This is a genomic window from Paraburkholderia hayleyella, assembly GCF_009455685.1.
Classification (GTDB): Bacteria; Pseudomonadota; Gammaproteobacteria; order Burkholderiales; family Burkholderiaceae; genus Paraburkholderia; species Paraburkholderia hayleyella.
This window is the reverse complement of sequence record NZ_QPES01000001.1, coordinates 369,609-394,540: the sequence shown is the minus strand read 5'-3', so window position 1 is coordinate 394,540 and position 24,932 is coordinate 369,609. Positions and strand designations below refer to the sequence as shown.

Annotated in this window: 22 protein-coding genes and 1 pseudogene; 4 read left to right on the top strand and 19 right to left on the bottom strand. The window is 60.0% G+C overall.

Features of this window, described 5'->3' with window-relative positions; translation table 11 throughout:
• Window positions 1-22: 22 nt before the first annotated feature.
• Window positions 23-502, bottom strand: coding sequence for a flagellar basal body protein (locus tag GH657_RS01775; protein ID WP_153099111.1), 480 nt, complete (start codon window positions 500-502; stop codon window positions 23-25).
• Window positions 503-734: 232 nt separating this feature from the next.
• Between GH657_RS01775 and flgA the strand changes: the two genes are divergently transcribed.
• The 4 genes from flgA to GH657_RS01755 all read left to right on the top strand — a co-directional run bounded on the left by flgA (window position 735) and on the right by GH657_RS01755 (window position 4,272).
• A complete protein-coding gene (gene flgA / locus GH657_RS01770) occupies window positions 735-2,015 on the top strand; it encodes a flagellar basal body P-ring formation chaperone FlgA (RefSeq protein ID WP_153099110.1) in 1,281 nt (426 codons plus the stop codon).
• 66 nt (window positions 2,016-2,081) lie between these two features.
• Window positions 2,082-2,420, top strand: coding sequence for a flagellar biosynthesis anti-sigma factor FlgM (gene flgM / locus GH657_RS01765; RefSeq protein ID WP_153099109.1), 339 nt, complete (start codon window positions 2,082-2,084; stop codon window positions 2,418-2,420).
• A 103-nt stretch (window positions 2,421-2,523) separates the two neighbouring features.
• Window positions 2,524-2,961 carry a flagella synthesis protein FlgN gene (locus GH657_RS01760; RefSeq protein WP_153099108.1) on the top strand — a complete coding sequence of 146 codons (438 nt, stop codon included), beginning with the start codon at window positions 2,524-2,526 and terminating at the stop codon, window positions 2,959-2,961.
• A gap of 180 nt (window positions 2,962-3,141) precedes the next feature.
• Window positions 3,142-4,272: a TolB family protein gene (locus GH657_RS01755; protein ID WP_153099107.1), complete on the top strand. Its 1,131-nt coding sequence runs from the start codon at window positions 3,142-3,144 to the stop codon at window positions 4,270-4,272.
• Window positions 4,273-4,326: 54 nt separating this feature from the next.
• Here GH657_RS01755 and GH657_RS01750 read toward each other — a convergent pair whose 3' ends face one another.
• The 18 genes and pseudogenes from GH657_RS01750 to cheA form a co-directional block, all read right to left on the bottom strand.
• A complete protein-coding gene (locus tag GH657_RS01750; protein ID WP_153099106.1) occupies window positions 4,327-5,058 on the bottom strand; it encodes an RNA polymerase sigma factor FliA in 732 nt (243 codons plus the stop codon).
• A gap of 37 nt (window positions 5,059-5,095) precedes the next feature.
• Complete coding sequence (locus GH657_RS01745; protein ID WP_153099105.1) at window positions 5,096-6,001, bottom strand: P-loop NTPase; 906 nt, start codon at window positions 5,999-6,001, stop codon at window positions 5,096-5,098.
• The gene (gene flhF / locus GH657_RS01740; protein WP_153099104.1) at window positions 5,994-7,688 is read right to left on the bottom strand and encodes a flagellar biosynthesis GTPase FlhF; all 1,695 of its coding nucleotides are present in this window, start codon (window positions 7,686-7,688) and stop codon (window positions 5,994-5,996) included. Before flhF ends, GH657_RS01745 begins: the two co-directional genes overlap by 8 nt.
• Window positions 7,689-7,825: 137 nt before the next feature.
• On the bottom strand, window positions 7,826-9,922 hold the full coding sequence (gene flhA / locus GH657_RS01735) for a flagellar biosynthesis protein FlhA (protein ID WP_153099103.1): 2,097 nt from the start codon (window positions 9,920-9,922) through the stop codon (window positions 7,826-7,828).
• Window positions 9,919-11,135: pseudogene (gene flhB / locus GH657_RS01730) on the bottom strand (flagellar biosynthesis protein FlhB). Before flhB ends, flhA begins: the two are co-directional and overlap by 4 nt.
• Before the next feature lie 274 nt (window positions 11,136-11,409).
• A complete protein-coding gene (locus GH657_RS01725) occupies window positions 11,410-12,678 on the bottom strand; it encodes a DUF3443 domain-containing protein (RefSeq protein WP_153099102.1) in 1,269 nt (422 codons plus the stop codon).
• A gap of 17 nt (window positions 12,679-12,695) precedes the next feature.
• On the bottom strand, window positions 12,696-13,223 hold the full coding sequence (locus GH657_RS01720; protein ID WP_153099101.1) for a DUF2844 domain-containing protein: 528 nt from the start codon (window positions 13,221-13,223) through the stop codon (window positions 12,696-12,698).
• A 436-nt stretch (window positions 13,224-13,659) separates the two neighbouring features.
• The gene (locus tag GH657_RS01715; RefSeq protein ID WP_153099100.1) at window positions 13,660-14,922 is read right to left on the bottom strand and encodes a DUF3443 family protein; all 1,263 of its coding nucleotides are present in this window, start codon (window positions 14,920-14,922) and stop codon (window positions 13,660-13,662) included.
• Between the two features lie 17 nt (window positions 14,923-14,939).
• A complete protein-coding gene (locus GH657_RS01710; protein WP_153099099.1) occupies window positions 14,940-15,467 on the bottom strand; it encodes a DUF2844 domain-containing protein in 528 nt (175 codons plus the stop codon).
• A 438-nt stretch (window positions 15,468-15,905) separates the two neighbouring features.
• Complete coding sequence (locus GH657_RS01705; RefSeq protein WP_153099098.1) at window positions 15,906-17,171, bottom strand: DUF3443 domain-containing protein; 1,266 nt, start codon at window positions 17,169-17,171, stop codon at window positions 15,906-15,908.
• 17 nt (window positions 17,172-17,188) lie between these two features.
• Window positions 17,189-17,716, bottom strand: coding sequence for a DUF2844 domain-containing protein (locus GH657_RS01700; protein WP_153099097.1), 528 nt, complete (start codon window positions 17,714-17,716; stop codon window positions 17,189-17,191).
• Window positions 17,717-17,974: 258 nt separating this feature from the next.
• Entirely contained in the window at window positions 17,975-18,703 is a 729-nt protein-coding gene (gene cheZ, locus GH657_RS01695) for a protein phosphatase CheZ (protein WP_153099096.1), read from the bottom strand.
• 25 nt (window positions 18,704-18,728) lie between these two features.
• A complete protein-coding gene (cheY, locus tag GH657_RS01690) occupies window positions 18,729-19,124 on the bottom strand; it encodes a chemotaxis response regulator CheY (protein WP_153099095.1) in 396 nt (131 codons plus the stop codon).
• A gap of 55 nt (window positions 19,125-19,179) precedes the next feature.
• Window positions 19,180-20,313, bottom strand: coding sequence for a protein-glutamate methylesterase/protein-glutamine glutaminase (locus GH657_RS01685; protein WP_153099094.1), 1,134 nt, complete (start codon window positions 20,311-20,313; stop codon window positions 19,180-19,182).
• Window positions 20,310-21,098 (bottom strand): chemoreceptor glutamine deamidase CheD, encoded by a 789-nt coding sequence (cheD, locus tag GH657_RS01680; RefSeq protein ID WP_153099093.1) that lies wholly within the window; start codon window positions 21,096-21,098, stop codon window positions 20,310-20,312. The genes GH657_RS01685 and cheD overlap by 4 nt, the downstream gene beginning before the upstream one ends.
• Window positions 21,095-22,021 (bottom strand): CheR family methyltransferase, encoded by a 927-nt coding sequence (locus GH657_RS01675; RefSeq protein ID WP_246173966.1) that lies wholly within the window; start codon window positions 22,019-22,021, stop codon window positions 21,095-21,097. The genes cheD and GH657_RS01675 overlap by 4 nt, the downstream gene beginning before the upstream one ends.
• 98 nt (window positions 22,022-22,119) lie before the next feature.
• A complete protein-coding gene (gene cheW / locus GH657_RS01670) occupies window positions 22,120-22,644 on the bottom strand; it encodes a chemotaxis protein CheW (protein WP_153099091.1) in 525 nt (174 codons plus the stop codon).
• A gap of 45 nt (window positions 22,645-22,689) precedes the next feature.
• Window positions 22,690-24,897, bottom strand: coding sequence for a chemotaxis protein CheA (cheA, locus tag GH657_RS01665; RefSeq protein WP_153099090.1), 2,208 nt, complete (start codon window positions 24,895-24,897; stop codon window positions 22,690-22,692).
• Window positions 24,898-24,932: the final 35 nt, after the last annotated feature.

The window sequence follows — 24,932 nt, the reverse complement described above, 5'->3', positions numbered from 1 at the left end:
CCCGACCGTGTGCGTCGCGCTATTAAGTGCCCGAGGTGATCGCCGCGAGCATCGTCTTGATCTGTTGCGAAACCACCGTCATGCCCGATTGATAGTGCAGCGCGTTATCGGCGAACTGCACGCGCTCGATATCGAGATCAACCGTGTTGCCGTCGAGCGCGGGTTGCACCGGCGTGCGATACAGCAACTTGCCGTAGTCGTCGCTGGCGCTGGCGGCAGCCCGCCCGTTCCCAGGCAAATGCCCCGGCGAAGTCGTCGCCAATACCACGCTCACCCCTGCCGCAGCCGCCTGGCCCGGCGCGCTCATCCCGCTCACGCTACTGTCTGCCGCTCCGGCGCGCTTGAGCGCGCCTGCCAGCGAAGCAGCGAAATCGACATCGCGCGCCTGGTAACCCGGCGTATCGGCATTAGCAATATTCGACGAGAGCAACGCCTGGCGATGTGCCCGAACGCCGAGCGCTTCACGGCCAAAGGCAAATTCAGCATCGAGTTTGTCCAGCATCAGCATCTCCATTCAGTCCAGTTGCAGGCGTGGCTTATGGCTCGCCCAGGCGCCACTCGAAACAGCAGCGCGCGAGGCTGGAAAAGCCTTTTCGCATGTACAGCATCTTATGAGCCGCGCTCGCCGTGCAATCGGATGAATAGCCGGGAAAGCGCGCCTCTATTCGACGTTTGCCCGCCCCCCTGGCCCTCTAGAATGCGATGCGTCCTCTTGCGTTCGATGGAGATCAACAATGGCCGCCCTGTCTGCTTTCGCTGCCGCGTGCCGCACGTCTTGCCAGACCGCGGCGCGTACGTTCGGCCGCATGGCACCTGGGCTTGGCATGGTGCTGTTGACGACCGCGTTAGTGGCACCGTTGAGTGTCCGCGCGCAAACGACAGAAGGCGCTGACGCGCCCATCGTGATTCCAGGTCCGGCTGAACGCGATCCCGCCGCACTCGCCCGGCTGGCCACGCGCATGACAGCAGCGACAGAAACAGAGGCACACGAGACGCGTGCCACCTCATCGAATAGCACCCCGCCCGTTCAGTTAACTCATCCCGAGCCGGCCCCCGAACGCTTTACTCAGGCCATGCAGGCCAGCGATGCCATCGTGATTCCAGGCCGAGGCGAGACGGCGGCAAACGGCTACGTCAATGTCAACGCCGTGACTTCTGTGGTGGTGAATTCAACCAATGACACGGCTGGCGTCAACGCACCGCCAAGCGCAAACACCCCTCCGGGCCTCGTCCGGCCCGGCGCGAGCACCTTGCAAAAAACCGCGAGCGCCCCGGCTGGCCATGCCCGTGCCTCATCCCCTTCGACCTCGCAAAACGCGCCCGTCGCCCAGTCCCTGCCACGCCCACCGCTTCGCACCGCGGCCGCGCCCATGCCCAGCAGCACGCCCGCAGGCCAGCAAGACAGCGAAGCCCTGCGCCAGATCGCACTCGCCTTTCTCCAGCAGCAAATCACGGGGCTCCCCGGCAAAGTCGAAATCAGCATCGCCAAAATCTTCCCGCGCGGCCTCGCCGCCTGCCCCGCGCCCGAGCCCTTCCTGCCCAACGGGGCCCGCGTCTGGGGCCGCACCACAGTGGGTATGCGCTGCGTCGGCGAGCGTCCGTGGACGCTCTATCTGCAAGCCCGTATCTCGATTCACGCCAGCTATTACCTGGCCGCCCGCGCCATCGCACCCGGCGAGTTGCTCAGCGCCACCGATCTCGTGGCGCGAGAAGGCGATCTCACCTTGCTGCCGCAAGCCGTCATCACCGAGCCCTCGCAAGCGATCGGTTCGGTCGCGCTGATGCGCATCGCCGCCGGGCTACCGCTGCGGCGGGACATGCTGAAGAGCGCCCTGGCGGTCTCCATCGGGCAATCGGTGCGGGTGGTCGCGCAAGGCACGGGCTTTGCGATCTCGGCGGAAGGCAATGCGCTGAACAATGCCACTCCAGGCCAACCTGTACGCGTAAAAACCGCGGCAGGGCAGATCATTACGGGCATCGTCAAAGACGGCTCGACAGTGGAGATCCGTCTGTGATGTTTTGGGCTAAAGTTTCGTTTCGTGACTGTCGTTATAAGAGTCATACCGTTCGGAAAGCCCATCGTGACTATCGATCCCACCTCCCACACACCCGCCCCAGCCAGTTCGGCGCTCACGCGCTCGCCCAGCAGCGAGACCGCGTCTGGCACGGCATCCCGCCAGACGGCACCGGCCGCCAGCCTGGGCACAGCCCGCGGCGACGCGCGCGTACAGCTGTCGGGACTCGCGGAAGAACTACTCAGCCTGGCGGCGTCAGGCGAAGCCGATATCGACATGGCTCAGGTCGAATCGGTCAAGCAATCGCTCAAGGACGGCACGTTCACGGCCGATGCCGGCAAGATCGCAGACGGCATGCTGGGCATGACCCGCGCGCTGCCGCAAGAGCCGCCCGGCAACACCTAGGCGCCATGGCGTGCGCTCACGCGCGCCGGGCCACAATCTGTTTCTGGAACCCACGGGCTCGCGTGTCATACGCGGGCCCGTGTTTTTTTGCGAGCGAACTGCGATGAAAGACGCCCTGCTAGCCACCGTTACCGATGAACATGCCGCCGTCCTGGCCTTTGCTGTCTTGCTCGCTCAGGAAGAGCACGCGCTCACGGCGCTATCGCCCGCCGAATCACTGCCGCCGCTCGTTGAACAAAAAACGGCCTTGATTGGCCAGCTCGCCCGGCTGGAACAAACCCGGGACGCGCAACTCTCCGCACTGGGTTTTGCGGCGGGACGTGAGGGCCTGGAACAGGCGGCCCGCGCCGATGCCAGGCTGGGTGCACTCTGGCCGCGAATGAAAGAAGCCATCGAACAGGCCCGCGGATTAAACCTTGTCAATGGCGCGCTGATCGCCACTCGCATGGACTACAACGCCCGCGCGCTAGCCGCGCTGCAAGTGGTCCGGCCCGAGCCCACGACGCTTTACGGCCCCGACGGCCGCATCCCGGCGAAATGACATCGCACTGACATCGCACGCCGAGCGAGCGTAAACCCGATTGATTGCCGCAAAACGGAACCTTTTCACGCGATTTGTTACAGCAGTCACGGAGCATGAGCACAACGCCTCACGCGCAGTGATCACTACATAGCCGCCCATGCCACTCAGCGCGTCAGCGGACAGATCAGGTGAAGAGAAATGAAAAGACGAAATTTTTTGGCGTGGGCGGGGTTATCAACGCTGGCGGCATGCGGCGGTGAAGTCGATACGCCCTCGACGAATGGCAATAGCGGCAACGGCAACAACGGTGGCAATAATGGCGGCAATAACGGTGGCAATAATGGCAATGGAGGCAATCCTCCGATAGTCACTTTTCCGGCCGTGAATTTCCTGACCACCGACACCAGCAAGATCGATTACCGTCCCGCCATCAATGCGACGGGTGAGGTTGTGATTTTCGAGCGCTCCGAGGCTAGCGGCGGGCCGACCCAGCTATACCAGCTCAACCACCTCGATGCAGCGGCTACGCCCGTGCGCTTTTTACTCGATGCCCACGCCCCGGATATGCAGCAAACGCGTCCGGCATGGTGCTGGCGCACCAACGAAGTAGCCTTCAGCGGCATGAAAAACGGCGATGCGATTCACGTCTGGATTGTCGATGCCAATGGCGTCACGACGCGTCAGCTCAACGGCACGGAAGGCTACGACTACCCACAATGGAGTCTCGATGGCAGTTTGCTGGTCGCGGAAAATAGCGGGCCCGCTGCCACGCACAAGCCCTGCAACACCGTTTTCGATCGCACCGGCGCGACAGCCGCGCTTGATATCAGCGGCACGAGTGCGAGCACAGGGGCTCCACTGTATGGCGGCATGCCGGCCATCGGGCCCAATGATTTGCCGCAAATTGTTTTTGCCGGACAGCCCATCGTGGATAACTGGTCAAGTCCCGGCAATCCGTCGAGCCATTACAACCAGGACGCAAACTACATTTTCATCAACAAGTATGAAAATGGCACTTACGTGAGCTCGCCACTCGAAACCGCAGCCTCGCTCAGCGCGTACTCTTCGGCGCACGAAGGCCGGGCTCCGGCCTGGTCGCCCGATGGCCGCACGATCGTTTTCGAATCGGGCCGAGGCGGCAAGGGCTATGCGCTCTATCTCTACAACATCGAAAAAGGCACCGTCACCCAGGTGACGGACCCCGCTCTCGGCGAAGCGCAACACGCGAAGTTTTTCCCGGATGGCAAACGGCTGATCTTCTGCATGGCACATCCGAATCACGCGCAAACCACCGGCATTGCCTGGGTAGATATCTCGATGCTGCTGTAAAACACCGTGCTGTCCCGAGCGGCTGCGCTCAGGCAGGCACTCAGGCAGCCACGCTCAAGCAGCCGCACTCACCCAGGCCACCTCGCGCAGCCGGGCGCGCAAACGCGCAACCGCCTGACTATGCAACTGGCACACGCGCGATTCGCTCACTTCCATCACCGCGCCAATTTCCCGCAGGTTCATACCGCGTTCGTAATAGAGCGACATCAGGAGCTTCTCGCGCTCCGGCAAGCGCTCGATCGCTTCCACCAGCGCCTCGCGCAAGCTCTCGTCGAGCAATGCCGAAAGCGGATCGGCCCGGTCCACGCAATGACGGTCCAAAAACGGCTCATCTTCAGCGGAGCGGTCGAAGTCCTCGTAATAGATCAACTGGCTGCCATGCAATTCCTGCAAAAGCGTCTGGTATTCATCCAGCGGCATCTTCAGGTGATCGGCGATTTCACTTTCGCTCGCGGCACGTCCCGCATGCTGTTCGACCTTTTGCACCGCCCGTTCGACTTCGCGCGAAGTGCGCCGCAAGCTGCGTGGCAGCCAATCGCTACTGCGCAACTCGTCGAGCATCGCGCCACGAATCCGCTGGCTGGCGTAAGTTTCGAACTGCGCGCCCTGGTCTTCCTTGTAACGGGTCGCCGCATCAAGCAACCCGATCATCCCCGCCTGAATCAGATCGTCCAGATCAACACTCGCCGGCATGCGCGCGACCAGTTGCAAGCCCAGCCGACGCACAAGGGGTGCGTACTGAGTTAGAACATCAGCCTGGGAAATTTTTCCCTGAGCGTTGTACATCGTGCTCCCCTTCCCCTGGTTCGTATGCCGCGCGGCCTCAGGCGTGCCGCGCGAGCGGTTGCCCAGCGTGCCGTGGCGGGCTCACGGCAATCTCTGCGTGATGCCTATGAGGCAAAAGTGACGTCTCGCGTTGCGGCCAGTGCATCAAGATGGCCGCCAGCTGACGCAGCGCAGCGGCGGCCAGCGTCGACGGAAACGCCTCCACAAGACAACGCGATAACGCCAGAGCCCGTGCGATCTGCGTATCGTTCATGATGTGGCCGGCATCTCCCAGCGCGATGCCGAGATAGCGGCCCGCCACAGCCGCGAGATTACGGAAAGCGGTTTGCGCGTTGCTTGCGCGCTGCACGTGATTGGCCAGCACCCGGAACTGGGCGAGCCCATGCACGTAGTGCAAACGCTTCAGGCAAGCATAGGTTTCGGTGATCTCAGCGGCTGTTACGCGTGTGACAAGCATCACGTCATGCGCTTGCAATGCCAGCCCGGACAGCGAGCCGTGCGCGTCGAGCCGGGCGTCAATCAGCACGATATCGGCCGCCCCATTCAGCAAGGCGTCGTAACGTGGCGCCATGGCTGCCGCAGATGCATCGGGCTCACCCGTCATGCCCCTCATGCCCGTCATGCAATGAGGCGCCGCCAGCACCGCAAAGCCCAGCGCATGGCGTGCCGCAGCCTGCTCCAAGGCGGCTTCGCCATTCAGCACGGCATTCGCCTGGCCCACACCGCGCAAGCCTCCAAGCATCGCGCTCACCGATAACCCGCCCACGCTCTCATCAAGCACCAGCACATCCTTGCCCTGGAGCGCGAGCGCCGCCGCCAGATTGACGACAACCGTCGTGCTCCCTGCACCCGCTGTTGCACTGACCACCGCGAGAACGCGCGAGCGGCTATGGGCCAGCATCCGGCGCAATCCTTCAGCCTGGTCCGCGACGTATTTATCCAAAGCGAACCTCGCGCAAATCGGCTCCTGCGCGCGCGGCAGGCTCGGAGAGCAACCCGGGAAAATCATCGTCCTCAGGAACGAACGGCGAGTGCGCACGCGGCACACAAAATGCACTTTTCAGCAAAAAGGAGCACGTTGCGACATACAGGTTTTCCGGTACTTTTTGTCCAGTCGAGACGTAATGCACCGGCAAGCGATAGCGAATCACGGTATCAAGCGCGCTGCCCAGATGCGTAGCTTCGTCGAGCTTCGTCAGAATGCAGCCTGCGAGCGGTTCGGTATCGTCCGTGCTCTGGTATGCCTGAACCACTTCATTGAGCGTGTCGCCATGGCTCGTCGCATTGAGCAAAAGCAAACGCTGCACGCGTCGTCCAGCGTTGCACAGCATGGCAATCTGCTCCGCAACCAGGCGGTCGCGCTGGCTCATGCCAATCGTGTCGATCAGCACGATGTGCTTGTTGCGCAACTCAGAGAGCGCGAGCTGTAAATCGGCGGTGTCTTTCACTGCATGGACGGCGACGCCCAGAATGCGTCCGTAGATGCGCAGCTGTTCGTGTCCGCCGATGCGGTAACTGTCCGTCGTCAGCAGCGCGACCTTGCTCGCGCCAAAACGCATCACGCAACGCGCGGCGAGTTTGGCCGTGGTGGTGGTCTTGCCCGCCCCCGTCGGCCCCATCAAGGCGAATACGCCGCCTTGTTCGAGAAGCGCGTCTTCGTTCGCCATCACCGGCAAATTGGTTTCAAGAACCGAATGCACCCAAGCCATCGCGGCGTCCAGGTGATCGACCTCGGGTAGCTTATCCACCAGCTTGCGCACCAGTTGTGCGGAAAACCCCGTGGCAAAAAGCTGCCGTGTCAGCGCAGCATGCATCGGGCTGCGGCGCTGACGCTCCGCCCATTGCAGACCAGCAAAATGCGTTTCCATCATCTCGCGCATCGACGCCAGCTCATGCATCACGGTGTCGTTCACCACTTGCTCCATGCGCGTCTTGATGGCTTCGCTCACCGCGGCAACTGACGGGCTGGCAGCAGAGGCATGCGCCGGGATACGGGGTTCAGAGCCGCCCGAGTCATCAGGCGTGGCGCGTTGGGCGGCACGCTGGGCCGCGCGCTGCGCAGCCTCACGGGCCCATCCGGGTGTCTCGCTTGCCGCAACCGACGATGCCACGCTGATGCGTTCGCCCGGTGCGCCCAAGCCTTTGCGGACGGCATCGGCCGGCGTGATCGACGAGGCGTGTTTGCCCACCACATGCGCAGGCTGCTCCGCAGGAGACGCTTGTGCGTAATCGCTCAACCAGGGGTTCGCTTCGGCCATCGTGCGAGCGCTCTGACCTGGCAGCGCAGCACGCGCTTGCGGCAGAGCATCGGCTGATGCTTCGCTGGCCAGTTCGGCACTCGCGCCAAACACCGAGGCGAACACATCGGGCATCCCGCTGGCATAAGGATTGGGGCGTGCGGCAGGCGCTGCGGCGGCGGTCTGCATAACAGGGGCTGGAGAGAACTGGGACGCCACCGCTGCCCCTGGTGGCGTGAGTGTCGCCAGATCACCCGCTGCCATTGCGGCGATCTCCACCGAGCCATCGTCACGCGTCCGGTTCGACAGCACGACGGCATCTGCGCCCAGTGCTTCGCGCACAAGCCGTAGAGCGTCACGGCTCGTCGCCCCGACAAATTTACGAATGTTCAAACTGGCCTCCCGATGCGGTTGAGCGGGCCGGCAAGATACCGCTTCCCATGAACCCGATTATTTCGCGGCATGCCTTTGGGCGATTGCCGGATCAGGATGGGGAAACGCGGGCAATTCGGGCAATTCAGCGCGTGTGCTCAGCCGCCGATCAAGGTCGAAATCTTGATCGAGCGCGTATCGGGCACCTCGGCATACGAGAGCACTTTCAGTTGCGGCAAACTACGCCGCAAGAAACGCGCGAGCATCGGGCGCAATGCATGCTGCACCAGCAATACCGGTGGCAAGCCCATGCCCTGCTGATACATCAATGCTTTTTGCGCTTCGTTCAGCAAGCTATGCGCAAGACCGGGTTCGAGGCCGGGGTGCGGCCCCGTCGATAGCGCTTGCGACAACACACGCTCCAGGTTCGAATCGAGCCCGATCACCTGCATCTCGCCGTTACCGGGAAACCATTGCTGTGTAATCGCTCGCCCCAGCGCCAGCCGGACAGCAGCGGTGAGTTCATGGGCATCGTTGAGTTTGGGTGCGTGTTCGGCCAGTGCTTCGAGAATCGAACGCATATCGCGGATCGGCACCCCTTCTTCGAGCAGGTTTTGCAGCACTTTTTGCAAGGTCGTCAGCGATAGCGCCTTCGGCACCAGTTCTTCCACCAGTGACGGGCTGTCTTTGGCCACCCGGTCTAGCAGCGACTGGACCTCGTGACGGCCGAGCAACTCCGAGGCATGCGTGACCACCAGATGATTCAGATGCGTGGCCACCACGGTGCTGGCATCGACCACGGTGTAGCCATACACCTGAGCCTCTTCGCGCCGCGAGATATCAATCCAGACCGCGGGCAGACCAAACGCTGGATCGGTCGTCATCGCCCCGGGCAGCGCCGCGCTGACCTGCCCGGGATTAATCGCCAGCCACTGCCCCGGAAACGCTTCGCCCGAACCTATCTCCACGCCTTTGAGCGCGATGCGGTAACCGTTGGGACGCAGCTCGAGATTGTCGCGGATATGAATCACGGGTGGCAGAAAACCGATCTCTTGCGCGAACTTCTTGCGAATGCCCTTGATCCGTTTCAGCAACTCGCCATCGGATTGTGCGTCCACCAGCTGGATCAAGCCGTAGCCTACTTCCAGCCCCAGCGGATCGATCATCGTCACGTCATCCCAGCTCGCTTCGTTGCGCTCTGCCGAATCGAGCACCGCAGGCGGAATCTCCGCGAGCGTGGGTTCGATGGCGCGCTGCGCGGCCTTGCGTTGCATCACCCGGCCTAGCTGGATCGCGCCGCCACCCAGCAGCAAAAACGCAAAATGCGGCATGCCCGGAATCAGGCCCATCAGCACCAGAATGCAGCCGGTAATCATCAGCACACGCGGATTGGTGAAAAGCTGGCCGGTGAGTTGCGTGCCGATATCTTCGTTGGTGGCCACGCGCGAGACGATCACCCCGGCCGCAGTCGAGATCACCAGCGATGGAATCTGCGCCACCAGCCCATCGCCGATCGTCAGCAGCGTGTAATTGCGGCCCGCTGCGGCGAAATCCATGTCGTGCTGCACCATGCCGACAATCAGCCCGCCGATGATATTGATCAGCATGATGAGCAGGCCCGCGATCGCATCGCCACGCACGAACTTGCTTGCACCATCCATCGAGCCGTAGAACTCGGCTTCCTGCGCCACTTCCAGACGCCGCTTGCGTGCCTGGTCTTCGTTGATCAGACCCGCGTTGAGATCCGCGTCGATGGCCATCTGCTTGCCGGGCATCGCGTCGAGCGTGAAGCGCGCGGACACTTCGGCGATCCGTCCGGCGCCCTTGGTAATGACCATGAAGTTGATCAGCATCAGGATCACAAACACCACGATCCCCACGGCGAAGTTGCCGCCCACCAGAAAGTGACCAAACGCCTCGATTACCTGACCCGCGGCGTCGGGCCCGGTATGGCCCTCAAGCAGCACGACACGCGTCGAGGCAACGTTGAGCGACAGGCGCAGCAAGGTCGAAAACAGCAACACACTGGGAAACGCGGCGAAATCGAGCGGCTTCATCGTGTACATGCTGACCAGCAGCACCATCACGGAAAGCGCGATGTTGAAGGTGAACAGCAAGTCCAGCAGAAATGGCGGCAACGGCAGGATCATCATGCCGAGGATCATGCAGATCAGCACCGGCCCCGCGAGGGCGCGCAAGCTGGCCCCACCTAACGCGTCGGGACGACGGGCGAAAAAGCCTGCACGCACGTTCATGCCGCTGAACTCCGGTTAGCGGATGCGGCTGCCTCGGTGGCGAGCGCCTCTTCCTCTTCCGTGCGCGCGTCTTCTTCTGTCACTCCGCCCTGATCCAGCTCGGCGGGAACGTCCAGATGCGTGGGAGCGCGTGGTGCGTCACCCCCTTCGGTATCGAAGCGGCGCAACTGATACACCCAGGCAAGCACCTCGGCCACCGCCCCATAGAGCGGGCCAGGAATCTCATGGCCAATGTCCACGTTGTGATAGAGCGCACGCGCGAGGGGGGGTGCTTCGAGCAACGGCACCTGATGTTCGACAGCGAGTTCGCGGATGCGCGCCGCGACCAGGTTCACGCCCTTGGCCACGACCTTCGGTGCGCGCATCTCGCCATCGGTGTACTGCAGCGCCACCGCGAAATGCGTCGGATTGGTCACCACCACATCGGCCTGCGGCACATGCGTCATCATCCGGCGCCGCGCCATCGCTCGCTGCTGCGCCCGGATACGGCCTTTCACATGCGGGTCGCCTTCGTTTTCGCGGTGCTCGCGTTTGACTTCTTCTTTTGTCATGCGCAGTTTCTTGCTGTGCTGCCAAAGCTGATACGGCACATCCAGCGCCGCGACGAAGAACATGCCCGCAACCGTCAACGCGCAGCACACAGCAATCAAATGGCCGGCATTCGCCAGTGCCATATCGACCGGCTGAGTCACCAGGCCGAGCAGGTCTTCCTTGCGCTGCCAGAGCGCCCAACTGCCAATACCGCCCACCACCAGCGTCTTGGCCAGCGACATACCCAGTTGCACGGGCCCGTTGATCGAAAACATGCGGCCCAGCCCCGCGATGGGATTGAGGCGGCTGAATTTCGGCTCGAGCGATTTGGCGGAAATCAGCCATCCGCCCAGCGCAATCGGAGCGAAAAGCGCCGCCGCGCCCGTCAAGGCGAGGACCGGCAACAACGCCAGCAACCCTTCGCGGCTGATCAGCGCGGCATCCGAGAGCATCCGGTGAGTATCAAATACAGTCGCGTGATTGAAGCTGAATGCCTGGCGCAGCATCAGTTGAAAATGCTCGCCGATAGGTACCGCCAGCGCCCACATGCCCAAAAAGCCCGCCGAGAGCAGCGCGAACGACGTCAGTTCGCGCGAGCGCACGACTTGGCCTTCCTCCCGGGCTTTCTCAAGACGCCGGGGGTGGCTGATTCGGTTTTTTCGAGGTCGCTGTCCTCTGCCACCAGGCTCTCCAGGCGCGCTCGGGAACCCGTTTAAAGGTTCCAGAAACACGATCGCGGCATGCCGCCAGTTTGAATAGCAGCGATTATTGCCGCGCCGTAGCGCCAGCCATTGACGGATCAGGACAGGAAAAAGGGGGTATTTCGGCGGATCACGCCGGGTTGAAGCGGCGGGGGAAGAGAATGGGGAAGAAGCAGAAGATGAGGATGATCCACGCCTGCGATCACAGGCGCGGATCATTCCGGCTATTTCAGCCGGTCATGCAGACATTAAAAATTAAAACGCGACATAGGGCCCTTTGCCATCCGGAGTGTCGCTCTGGTCCATACCGAAATAAACATGACGTCCGAAGAAAAACGGCAAGCCCAGAGCAAACCAATCCAGCTTGTCAGCACCCGACGGGCCCGCCAGGTTATTAAATGCGACGTTTGCCCCTTGTTTGAACAAGGTCGAAGCGCTGGCAACGTTAAAGCTCACATTGCCTGTCGTACCGTTCTGCCCCACAAGGGTGACGCTTCGGGTTTGTGGCTTCGCCGGGCAATAAAAATCAGCCTCCTTTCCGCTGCACTTCGTCAACGAATCGTCGGTAAAGAAATTGACATACGCACCACTATCAAAAAACGCGTTAACCTGCTTGCCGTTGAACAAGCTACCCGGCAAATTACCCACCCCATTGGTATAAAGCTGGGTTGTGGCATTCAACGCGTTATTCGGCTGAGTATTGATTCCGAACACTAATGTTCCAGTCACCGATGCCGCACCCCGGTTCGGAACCGGCGGCAACTGAAGAATCATGCCATTATTGTTCACCGCGAAATGCCGCACCGGATTGCTCAGTTGCTGCGCCAAGGGCACCGCTGCCTGGGCGCACTCGGCACCCTCATCGCAAGCGTAATACTCGCTGTCCGACTCGCTGAGACATTTTTCGCCGCAATCGTTGTACCTCGTACCCATACCCAGAATACCGTTCGCGCCCAGATCCTTGGCCGTTTTCACTGCTGGGCCATTCGCACAACCATTTTCCGGCACGCTGGACTCCGGCAAATCTCCCACCACCTGAATCGGAATGCCCGAGGCGGTCTCACCACCGATTTTCACGTCGACCGTGCGCACCGTACCCCACATGTAACCCGATGCAAAGTTCGCACATTGTGCTAACGGCCCTGCCTCCGATGTAGCGTGCGGCAGCGCAGCGCTCAACGATGAGTTCAGCGCTGACGACATAACCCGCAAACCGTCAGAGCCCGTGTCTAGAAGGATGTTGTCGATCGTTTGGCAATCGCTCGTTGAGCCTGACGCACAGACCGTCACGCTGACCATTGGCACGTTGATATTTTTGGCCGATCCCGCATTGACGGTGATCGGTACCGTATTCGACGCAGTTGCGGCGACAGGTTGCATCGTCGGCCCGGCGGGCAATGAATTAATGCCATCTTGGCTATCGCCAAGGCCTGTGCTCTCGCTACTGCCGCAAGCGGCGAGTGACAGCAGCGCCACACAGGAAAGCACCGATGCGAACTGTTTAAAATGTGTTGTGAATAACATGGCAGGTTTCCTTTACATCACTGAATAGCAGCACTACTAAAACCAGCAGGCAGCGCCTGGGGTACCCAGGCCTGCCCCGAAAAAGCACCCATATGGCCACCGGAGTGCACCACCAGCCCCTTCAGATCGACAAGCGCCGGCCCAAGCCCGCCGCCACGCTGTGCGCGCATGGCCTCGACCTCCGCGACATACTGCGGAAAATACTGGCCCAGCAAGCTACGCAAATCAGGCATCCTCGGCCCGCTCCAGCTCAGGCCAAACACCGTGCCCGAGGCGCTGATGTATTCGCGCACCACGGTGCCTGTCGCCAGCGTGGTCTCGCGCACGGTAAATGACGCGGCCGCCTGGGGTGCAGACGTCCCAGCGGCATGGGCGGCAACCGACGCCACGCGCTTCGCCGGGGACGGCAAATTAACACTGGTCGCACCAGCAGACAGTGCCATCGGACTACCGCCAAGCTCCGCCCAGACGGGCTGAATGAGCAAGAGCGCACTTGACACACCCAGCATCGCCCGTACGGCGATGCGACCGGAATAACTGAACATAACAAACCTCTTTCATTCGACTATGGCTCGGGCCGTCCCAATAAGGCAGCCTCAAACCGGATGATTCAAGCCAATGCAGCGCATCCCACCTTGCACGGATTCCGCCACATACAGGACATCTTATTTTTAAGATAATGAGCAATTCAGGAAAATAAGATCGCTCATACACTTACGCTTGGGACGCGCAGTATGCCTGATTATTTATCCGATCTGCTCCGGACACAGCATGCGCATCCGGACACCTCATTTGTGACGTTGGACATGATCGTTGCAGCCATGGTACGGCTCAGCACAAGCTGTAACCGGCGCAGAAAAATAGAGGGGATTTCGGCGGATAACGCCGGATGAAGATGGGGAAGATTGATGCTGATCCGCGCCTGTGACACCAGACGCGGATCATGACGGCTATTTCAGCCGCTCATGCAAACATCAAAAGTTAAAACGCGATATAGGGCCCTTTGCCATCCGGAGTGTCGCTCTGGTCCATACCGAAATAAACATGACGTCCGAAGAAAAACGGCAAGCCCATGACCAGCACATTTGGCCGGTCCTCCGAACCTGTAAAATTATTGAACACGGCGTTCGCCTCGTTTTTGACCAGATCGGAAACGCTGGCAATGTTAAAACTCGCATCGCTTTTCGCACCATTTAGCCCCACAAATGTGGCATTTCGGGTTTGCGCCTGCGCCGGACAATAAAAATTAGCGTACTTCCCGCTGCATTTTGACAACGATGCATCGGTAATATAATTCGCATTTGCACCGCTATCAAGATACGCGGTAACCTGCTTGCCGTTGAATATGCTGTTAGGCAGCTTGCCAGCATCGTTCGTATAAAGCGGCGTCGCTCCAGCCAGCATGTTATTGGGCTGGGTGTTGATTCCGAACACCAGCGTCCCCGTCACCGATGGCGCGCCCCGGTTCGGAACCGGTGGCAACTGAATAATCAGGCCGTTATTGTTCACCGCGAAATGCCGCACCGGATTGCTCAGTTGCTGCGCCAAAGGCATCGCTACCGCTACGCAATCAGCGCCCTTCTCACAAGCGTAATACAGACTGTCCGACTCGCTAAGACAGCTTTCGCCGCAATCCGAGTACGCCACGCCAACGCCCAATATACCGTTCGCACCGATATCTGCAACCGTGGTCACTGGAGACCCATTCGCGCAACCCACCGCTGGCACGCTGGACTCCGGCAAATCTCCCACCACCTGAATCGGAATGCCCGAGGCTGTCTCACCACCGATTTTCACGTCGACCGTACGCACCGTACCCCACATGTAACCCGATGAAAAATTCGCACATTCCGCTATCGGCCCTGCCTCCGATGTAGCGTGCGGCAACGCGGCGCTCAACGATGAATTCAGTGTCGACGACAGAACCCGCAAACCGTAGGAGCCACTGTCGAGGAGAATGTTGTCGATCGTTTGGCAATCGCTCGTTGAGCCTGGCGCACAGACCGTCACGCTAACCGTTGGCACGTTCATATTTTGGGCTGGGCCCGCATTGACGGTGATCGGTACCGTATTCGACGCAGTTGCGGCGACAGGTTGCATAGCCGGCCCGGCGGGCAATGAATTAATGCCATCTTGGCTATCGCCAAGGCCTGTGTTCTCGCTACTGCCGCAAGCGGCGAGCGACAGCAGCGCCACACAGGAAAGCACCGATGCGAACTGTTTAAAATGTGTTGTGAATAACATGGCAGGTTTCCTTTACATCACTGAATAGCAGCACTACTAAAACCAGCAGGCAGCGCCTGGGGTACCCAGGCCTGCCCCGAGAAAGCACCCATATGGCCACCGGAGTGCACCACCAGCCCCTTCAGATCGACAAGCGCCGGCCCAAGCCCGCCGCCACGCTGTGCGCGCATGGCCTCGACCTCCGCGACATACTGCGGAAAATACTGGCCCAGCAAGCTACGCAAATCAGGCATCCGCGGCCCACTCCAGCTCAGGCCAAACACCGTGTCCGAGGCGCCGATGTATTCGCGCACCACGGTGCCTGTCGCCAGCGTGGTCTCGCGCACGGTAAATGACGCGGCCGCCTGGGGTGCAGACGTCCCAGCGGCATGGGCGGCAACCGACGCCACGCGCTTCGCCGGGGACGGCAAATTAACACTGGTCGCACCAGCAGACAGTGCCATCGGACTACCGCCAAGCTCCGCCCAGACGGGCTGAATGAGCAAGAGCGCACTTGACACACCCAGCATCGCCCGTACGGCGATGCGACCGGAATAACTGAACATAACAAACCTCTTTCATTCGACTATGGCTCGGGCCGTCCCAATAAGGCAGCCTCAAACCGGATGATTCAAGCCAATGCAGCGCATCCCACCTTGCACGGATTCCGCCACACACAGGACATCTTATTTTTAAGATAAGAAGCGATTCAGGAAAATAAGATCGTTCATACACTTATGCTTGGGACTCGCAGTATGCCTGATTATTTATCCGATCTGTTCCGGACACAGCATGCGCATCCGGACACCTCATTTGTGACGTTGGGCATGATCGCTGCAGCCATGGTACGGCTCAGCACAAGCTGTAACCGGCGCAGAAGAAAGAGAGGGGATTTCGGCGGATAACGCCAGATTGAAGATGGGGAAGATTGATGCTGATCCGCGCCTGTGACACCAGACGCGGATCATGACGGCTATTTCAGCCGCTCATGCAAACATCAAAAGTTAAAACGCGATATACGGAGCATTACCGCCCGGAAGGTCGCTGCGGTCCATACCGTAATAGACATAACGCCCAAAGAAAAACGGCAAGCCCACCATCATCGCATTCGGCAAGGCCGCCTTGCCCGCCAGGTTATTAAAGACAACGTTCGAGCTGTTTTCAAACAAGACGGAAGCATTGGCAATGTTAAAGCTCACGTTGCTTTGCGTGCCGTTCTTCCCGACAAATGTAGCGTTTCGGGTTTGCGCCATCGAGGGACAATAAAACCCTGCGTACGGTTGTTGGCACAGCTGCAACGAAGCGTCTTCAAAGAAAAAACCATTCGAGCCGCTATCAACAAACACGGAAATCTGCTTGCCGTTGAACCGGCTGCCCGTCAAATTGCCAAACGGGTCGGTATATAACCGCGTTACTCCATTCAGCATGTTATTCGGCTGGGTGTTAATCCCGAACACTAACGTTCCAGCCACCGATGGCACACCCCGGTTCGGAACCGGCGGTAACTGAACGATCACACCGTTATTGTTCACCGCGAAACGCAACACTGGATTGGCTACTTGCTGCGCCAGTGGTACTCCTACAGGCGCGCAACTGCTTTCCGTCGAACAGGCGTAATACGAGCTGGCCAATACATTGAAACAACTTGGGCCGCAATCGTAGGGTGCCACACCCACGCCCAGAATGCCGTTTGCGCCAACTCCTTGAACCGTGCTAAACGAAGGACCATTCACGCAGCCATTCGCTGGCACGCTGGATTCCGGTAAATCGCCCGTTATCTGAACGGGAATACCCGAGGCGCTTTCGCCGCCGACTTTCACGTCAGCCGTGCGCACCGACCCCCAAGCGTAGCCCGTCGCAAAGGTCGCGCATTCCGCTAACGGCCCCATTGATGACGTTACACGTGGCAACGCGGCACTCAGCGATGGTGTCAACACCGACGACACAATCCGTAAACCGTAAGAGCCTGTATCGAGGACAACATTGTCGATTTTCTGACAATTGTTCGAGCCTGGCGCGCAGACTGTCACGCTGACTGTTGGAATATTGGTATTGTTGTTCACCCCCCCGTTAACGGTAATCGGCACCGTATTCGATGCAGTCGCAGCGATAGGCTGCATCGTCGGCCCGGCTGGCAACGAATCAATGCCATTGCCGCCACCGCTGCTGTTGTTGCTGTTACCGTCGCTGCCGCCGCAAGCGGCGAGTGACAACAGCGCCGCACAGGAGAGCACCGACGCGAGTTGTTTGAAATGTGTTGTGAATAGCATGGCAGATCTCCCCGGCGTCACTGGATAGCGGAACCGCTGAAGCCAGCAGGCAGCGCCTGTGGCAACCAGGCTCGCCCGGAGAAAGCGCCCATATGGCCACCGGAGTACACCACCAGACCCTTCAGATCAACAAGCGCTGGGCCGAGCCCGCCGCCGCGCTGCGCACGCACGGCCTCGACACCCGCGACATACTGCGGAAAGTACTGCCCCAGCAAGCTGCCAAGATCAGGCATGCGCGGCCCATTCCAGCTCAGGCCGAACACCTTGCCCGATGCGCTGAGGTATTCACGCACCACGGTACCTGTCGCCAGCGTGGTCTCGCGCACGGTAAATAACCCGGCTGCTTGTGGCGCAGACGCACCCGCGGTTTTTGCGGCAGCCGAAGCCGGACGCATCACCGAAGACGGCAAATTGTTGCTGATCGCACCAGCAGGCAGTGTCATAGGATTGCCGCCCAGCTCAGCCCAAGCGGGCTGGGCCAGCAACAACGTACAGGACATACTTAGCAGCGCTATCGCAGCGATGCGTCCGGAATAACTCGGCATGATCTAGCTCCCTCCAGTTAACTGTAATTTGCGCTGCCCCCCATTGGGCAGCGCAAATATGGATTAAGCCAGCGCAGCGCGTTTTACCTTGCACGGACAATTCCTGTACGCAGGGCATCTAATCTTTCAAATTAGGGCCATTTCGCGCAAATCTGATTCGCTTAACTGACGCTGGGGTCCGTAGTATGCCTGAGGATTACCCTGATCTTGCCAGCCATGCCATATACGTCCGATCAGCCCCGTTTAAATCACGTTCGTTTAAAAACCCAGGCTCGCCAGCAAATCATCGACTTGCTCCTGGTCTTGCACCACATCCATACGCCCTTCCGGATTAATCTGCGGGCCATTAAGCAACGCATCCCCCACCGTGCCGCCGCCCTCTGCGGCAAGCGCGGCCGCATTCGCGGCAAACTGCTCACGCCGGGCGGGCGCGATGTTTTCCACCAGCACACCAAGCAATTGCTGCTCGATGAGCGATACCACCTCCACGATCTTCTTGATCACTTGCCCCGTCAGATCCTGAAAGTCTTGCGCCAGCATGATCTCCAGCAGTTGCGTGTTGGTCGCGGCGGTCGCGTCCGGCAAGCTGCGCAGGAACGCCCGCGAATCATTGAGCAAGGCCCCAGCCTGCGCGGCATCGAGTGGCGCGCTATACCACTGCGTCCAGCGCGCATCGAGCGCACGGGCTTGCTCTTGTAACTGGTTTTGAATGGGCTGGGCGATCTCAATCGCATTCAGCACGCGCTCGGCGGCCTGCTCCGTCATCGACGCGACGTAGCGCAACCGGTCGCGTGCATCAGGCACGGCTTCGGCGGCTCGCTCAACGTGCTTGTCGAGCCCGAGCTCACGCATCGAGTCGCGCAGCGTACGCGTGAGTTGCCCGATACGGGCGAGCACCCGGTCGGTGGAGTTGCCGCTGTCGTTAGCGTGCTCGCTATCGTCGTGGCCAAGCTCAGCACAAGCCGCATTGAGAGCGGTATCGGGCATGGATGAAACAATCGGCTGCTCCACGTCAGCTCCCGGCTTTGGCCATTTTTTCGACAATCTTGTTCAGCTTTTCATCGAGTGTCGCTGCGGTAAAAGGCTTCACTACATAGCCATTGGCGCCAGCCTGAGCGGCTGCGATGATGTTTTCTTTTTTCGCTTCGGCGGTCACCATCAGCACGGGCAAGTGCATGAGTTTCGCATCTGCGCGAATAGCCTGAAGCATCGCCAGGCCATCGAGGTTTGGCATGTTCCAGTCTGAAATCACGAAGTCAAAGTCACCACTGCGCAAACGTGTCAGCGCCGCATGGCCATCTTCCGCTTCGTCGACATTGCTATAGCCTAGTTCCTTGAGCAGATTACGCACAATCCGGCGCATCGTCGGAAAGTCATCCACCACCAGAATCTTCATGCTCTTGTCCATCGTTTCTGTCCTCCCCTCATTCATTCCGTTGTTTTTGCCTGCACCGCGCCGAGCCTCACACCCGGTGCAACCGCTCGCCCAGCGCAGCGAGGCTTGCCAGCACGCGGCGGCTCATCTCGGGCAATGATGCAATCTCATCGGCTGCACCCAGCGAGATCGCTTCACGCGGCATGCCGAATACCACACAACTCGCTTCGTCCTGCGCCAGCGTATAAGCCCCTGCCTGGCGCATTTCCAGCAGGCCCGCCGCGCCATCGCGGCCCATCCCCGTGAGGATCACGCCCACGGCATTTTTCCCCGCATGTTGCGCCGCCGAGCGAAACAGCACGTCGACCGATGGACGATGACGGTTCACCGGCGCCGCATCCGACAAATGCGCAATGTAGTTGGCACCGCTACGCGCCAGCAGTAAATGCGCATGCCCCGGTGCGATATAGGCATGTCCGGGCAATACCCGCTCGCCATGCTCCGCTTCCTTCACCGTGATGCGACACAAGCCATTGAGGCGCGCCGCAAACGATTTAGTGAAGCCTGGCGGCATGTGCTGGGCAATCAGCACGGCGGGGGCATCGGGTGGTAGCGGCACCAGCACCTCCCGAATCGCCTCGGTGCCCCCTGTCGAGGCACCGACGATCACCAGCTTTTCTGTGCTCACCAGCGGATTGTTCAAGAGCGGCGCATGCGACTCAGCTCCAGCGTGCGGACGACGCGCAGCGTTGCCCGCGGCTGCGGCTATGGCGGCCTCACGCATCAGCGTTGACGCAGGGGTATGCCGTAACCGCGCACGCGAGGCCGCGCGAATCTTGTCGGCAAGCATATCGGCGTACTCCAGCATGCCATCACGAATGCCTGCTCGCGGCTTGGTGACGAAATCGACTGCCCCCAGTTCGAGCGCTCGCAGTGTAATTTCCGAACCCCGCTCAGTCAGCGACGACACCATTACCACCGGCATCGGCCGCAGGCGCATCAGTTTTTCCAGAAAATCGAGCCCGTCCATCCGGGGCATTTCGACATCGAGCGTCAAGACATCCGGCGCGTGCTGCTTGATCAGTTCGCGTGCGACAAGAGGATCCGGCGCGACGGCCACCACGGCCATGTCGGGCTGGGCGTTGATAATTTCAGTCATCAGGCTGCGAATCAGCGCTGAATCGTCGACACATAGCACTTTGATCTTCTGCACGGCACTCAAGCCTCCTCTGTATTTTTCGCGTGATGGGCAAGCGCAGACGCCGCTGAAGACGCCGCCTGCGTACTGCTTGCATTGCTTGCATTGCTTGCACTGCCTGCATCGCCTGCATTGCCCCAAAGCCCCTGACGCGGACGCACCACAGCGCTACCTGCGAGCGGTTCAGCAGTAAACAATTCAACCCGTTCGTGCGAATGCCCCAGCCGCTGTGCCCGCGCTTGTGCATCGGGACGAGCCAGTGCCTGTTCGCGTTCCGCCACACCGGCTTGCTGATTCAGCCGCAGTTTTTTCACCATCACCTGGCCGGTACGCGGCATAAACACGACTTTTCGGGGATGCGTGCCTTGCAAATCTTCTGCCAGAATCGGAATGTTTTCCAATGCCAGGTAACGCCGCACGAAATGCGAATTACGATCGCCGATGTTAAGTGTGGTCATGTTGCGCAGCACCGCGGCACCGCCAAACACCTTGGCCTCGAAACGCTCACGCCGCCCACCGGCCTTGATGAGTTCGTTAATGAGCATTTCCATCGCATACGCGCCGTAACGCATCGCTTCGGACGCGGCCTGGCCCACCTCCGTGCCATCGTCGGGCAGCATGAAATGGTTCATGCCGCCAATGCCTGCGGCGCGGTCCTGGATGCAAGCCGCCACGCACGATCCCAGCACGGTGACCAACACCATGTCCTCGCTGGTCGTATAGAACTCGTTAGGCAGCAGCTTCACACCAGGGCGCTGAAACTGGTTGTCGTAATAGAGATTGCTGGCAATGGGCAAGGCGCTGCTCATCCGCGCCCCCTGATGTCAACGCTAGCCGTATGTCTGGCAGCCTGTGCGCCCGTGTGGCGTGGTGCATGTTGCGCCGTATCCTGGGCACGCTCATAAACCGTCTGGCCGCGCAAACGAAACGCCTGCGTCACATAAGTGAAATTTTCCGAATGTCCCGCAAACAACAAACCACCTGGCTTGAGCAAAGGCTCGAAACGCTTGAGCACCTGGGCTTGTGTCGGTTTATCGAAATAGATCATCACGTTGCGGCAAAAAATTGCGTCGAATGCCTGGCGCAACGCGTAATCTGCATCCGTTAAATTCAGACGCTCAAAATGCACCATCGCGCGCACTTCCGGACGCACTTTCACCATGCCAGCCTGAGCGCCCGTGCCTTTGAAAAAGAACCGCTTGAGACGATCTTGCGACAAGTGCCGCACCTGATCGAAGGCATACACCCCAGCATCGGCTTTGGCTAGCACCTGGGTATCGACATCGGTCGCCAGCACGCGCGCCTCGCTTGCCGCCTGTTCACCCAGCGCTTCGATCAAGGTCATCGCTATCGAATACGGTTCTTCGCCCGTTGAAGCCGCCGAGCACCATACCGCAACCGGTTTCGACCGCGCGCTGACGAAACTCGCCAGAAGCGGAAAGTGATGGGCTTCACGGAAAAATGCCGTGAGGTTGGTGGTCAGCGCATTGGTGAAAGCCTCCCACTCGGCACAACCCACATCGGCTTCGAGCAAGTCGAGATACTGGCGAAAACTGTCGAGCCCATGCGCGCGCAAACGCCGGGCAAGACGGCTATAGGCCAGATCGCGCTTATGCTCGGACAGCGAGATACCCGCACTGCGATGGATCAGCGTACGGATGCGGGTGAAATCTGCCGCGGTGAATTCGAAGTCACGCTCCAGATCGCCCGGGCGACCAGGAGGGTGCTGCATGCGCGCGGCCATTCTCGTTTCCTTTGGGTCCACCGTGATACGTCCAGATACCCCCAGAGACAGGCCGCACCCCACCGTCCTGCCTCCGGCGCACACCGTTATTCAACAGAGAGCTCTTCGATCAAAGCCATTTCGCGGCTGGTCATTAGTTTCTCGATGTCCATCAGGATCAGCATGCGTCCTTCAACCGTGCCGAGCCCAGTGAGATATTCGATCGCCAGCGTTGCACCGAACTCGGGTGCAGGCATGATCTGCTCCGCACTCAACGTCAGCACGTCGGACACCCCATCGACAACCATGCCCACCACCCGATGCGCAACGTTGAGAATGATCACGACGGTTTGATGGTCGTATTCCACCCGGCCCAGATGAAACTTGATCCGCATATCGACGATCGGCACGATGATGCCGCGCAGGTTAATCACGCCCTTGATGAACTCCGGCGCGTTGGCGATCCGGGTCACGTTGTCGTAGCCGCGAATCTCCTGCACCTTCAGAATGTCGATACCGTATTCTTCGGCGCCCAGCGTGAATACCAGAAACTCCTGGCCTGCCGCTTCTGCTTGTTGCGCGGCATGCCGGCCTGTCTTGCCGTTTGAATGAATGGATTGCACTGCTGCCACGTTAGCCCCCGGCCGGTTGCGTGAAAGAAAAAAAGTTTGCCGTGTTCATGCCGTGCTCAGCGCCACGCTTACCGCACTGGCGGCCGTGTTAAATGTCGCACTATGCAAGGCACGCGTTTCGCGGTTCAGCCCAGCGACATCGACAATCAACGCCACGCTGCCATCACCGAGAATCGTCGCAGCGGACACGCCATGCACCTTGCGATAGTTCGTTTCAAGGTTTTTCACCACGACCTGCTGCTGCCCAACGAGTTCATCGACCAGCATGGCAAAGCGCCGCCCTTCCGCCTGAAGAATGGTGACAATGCCCTGAGTCGGTTCCGTCCGCGCGCCTTCCACCGCAAACACCTCATGCAACGGCACGAGCGGCAGATATTCGCCACGCACACGCACAACGCGCTGGCCATTGGCGACGGTGTAAATATCCTGTGCTTGCGGCTGCAACGACTCCATCACGAAGTTCAGCGGCAAGATGAAAATCTCCTGGCCAACCTTGACCGACATGCCATCGAGAATCGCCAGCGTCAGCGGCAGCACGATACGTGTCGTCGTGCCATGGCCTGAACGCGAAGCGATTTCGACATGCCCGCCCATCGCCTGGATATTGCGTTTGACCACATCCATGCCCACGCCACGCCCCGAGATATCGGTGACCTGCTCGGCAGTCGAAAACCCTGGCATGAAGATCAAACCCCAAACGTCGTCATCGCTCATCGTTTCGCTGAAGGTCATGCCCTGCTTGCGTGCCTTCGCCAGAATCCGTTCCCGGTTCAGGCCCGCACCATCGTCGCTGACTTCGATCACAATGTTGCCGCCGTGATGGGCCGCCGACAGCACAAGTTGTCCGGTCGAATCCTTGCCCGCCGCGAGCCGTGCCGAGACGGTTTCGATCCCATGATCCAGGCTGTTGCGCACAAGGTGGGTAAGCGGATCAATGATGCGTTCGATCAGGCTCTTGTCGAGCTCGGTTGCCTGACCAAACGTCACGAGTTCGACATCCTTGCCCAGCTTGGCGGCCAGATCCCTCACAAGACGCGGAAAGCGGCTGAAAACATAGTCCATCGGCATCATGCGAACCGACATCACCGCTTCTTGCAAATCGCGCGCATTACGTTCGAGTTGTGCCATGCCGTTAAAGAGCCGGTCGTGAAGCGTCGGGTCGAGTGCGCTGGCGGTCTGCGCCAGCATCGCCTGGGTGATCACCAGTTCGCCCACGAGATTGATCAGTTGATCGACCTTCTCCACACCTACGCGAATCGAGCTGCCTTCGGTGCCTGTATTCGTCGCTGGCCGGGCTTTGCGAGTGGCTTCGGCAGCGCCTGGCGTGGCAACAGCCTGCGCCACGCTAGCGCTAGCGGGTGCCACAGGTGCGACTGAAACGGGCACGGGTGCTTCAGCCGCAGCCGCAGCGGGAGCGGGAGCGGGAGCGGGAGCGGGCGTTGAAGCTGGAGCAGCCGGACTAACCGTTTGCGGCGGCTCACCATGGTCGATCACGATCTGCGCTTCGTCGATCACGAAACAGCACACCGCCACGATGTCGTCGGGAGCCACATCGGTTTCGAGCCAGAGCGTGAGATCGGCACCGGTACTCACCTGGCCTGCAACGCGGCCAAGATTGCCTAGCTCAGCGAGCAGAAGTGCCTGGTCGCTGAGCGCGACATCGCGCAGCGTGATTTTCAGATGAGCATTGCTGGAAGCACTGAGCAAAAGTGCCTTGCCCGGCCCTGACACCTCACCCTGCACAACTTCTAGCGCTTGCGTCAGGACATGTCCGGGCGGCCAGATGACCTCGTAGGCCGCCGCAATGGAAAGCGCAGTATCGCCGGTATGGCTCGCGCTAGCAGTGGCTTCGGCAGCTTCGGCCTCTTCTGTATTCAGTTGCTCTAGCCGTGCACAAATCGTCTGCGCGGCGATGGCGTCCGGCTCATTGCCATTGCGGTAATCGGCAAGCTGCGCGGACAGCACATCCTTCGTTTCCAGGAAGGTATCAATCATGTCGCGCCGTAATACGAGTTCATGATTTCGGGCACGATCCAGCAACGATTCAAGAATATGCGTGGTTTCAGTCAGCGCCGTAAAACCAAACGTCGCCGCACCGCCCTTGATGGAATGCGCCGCGCGAAAGATCGCGCCGAGGTCTTCTGCATCGGGCTCTTCAAGGTTCAGATCAAGCAAACACTGCTCCATCTGCGCGAGCAGTTCGTCGGCTTCATCGAAAAACGTTTGATAGAACTGGGTGATGTCGAGTGTCATGCCTGAAACGCCGCGAAAAATGCCAGGGGATTCGG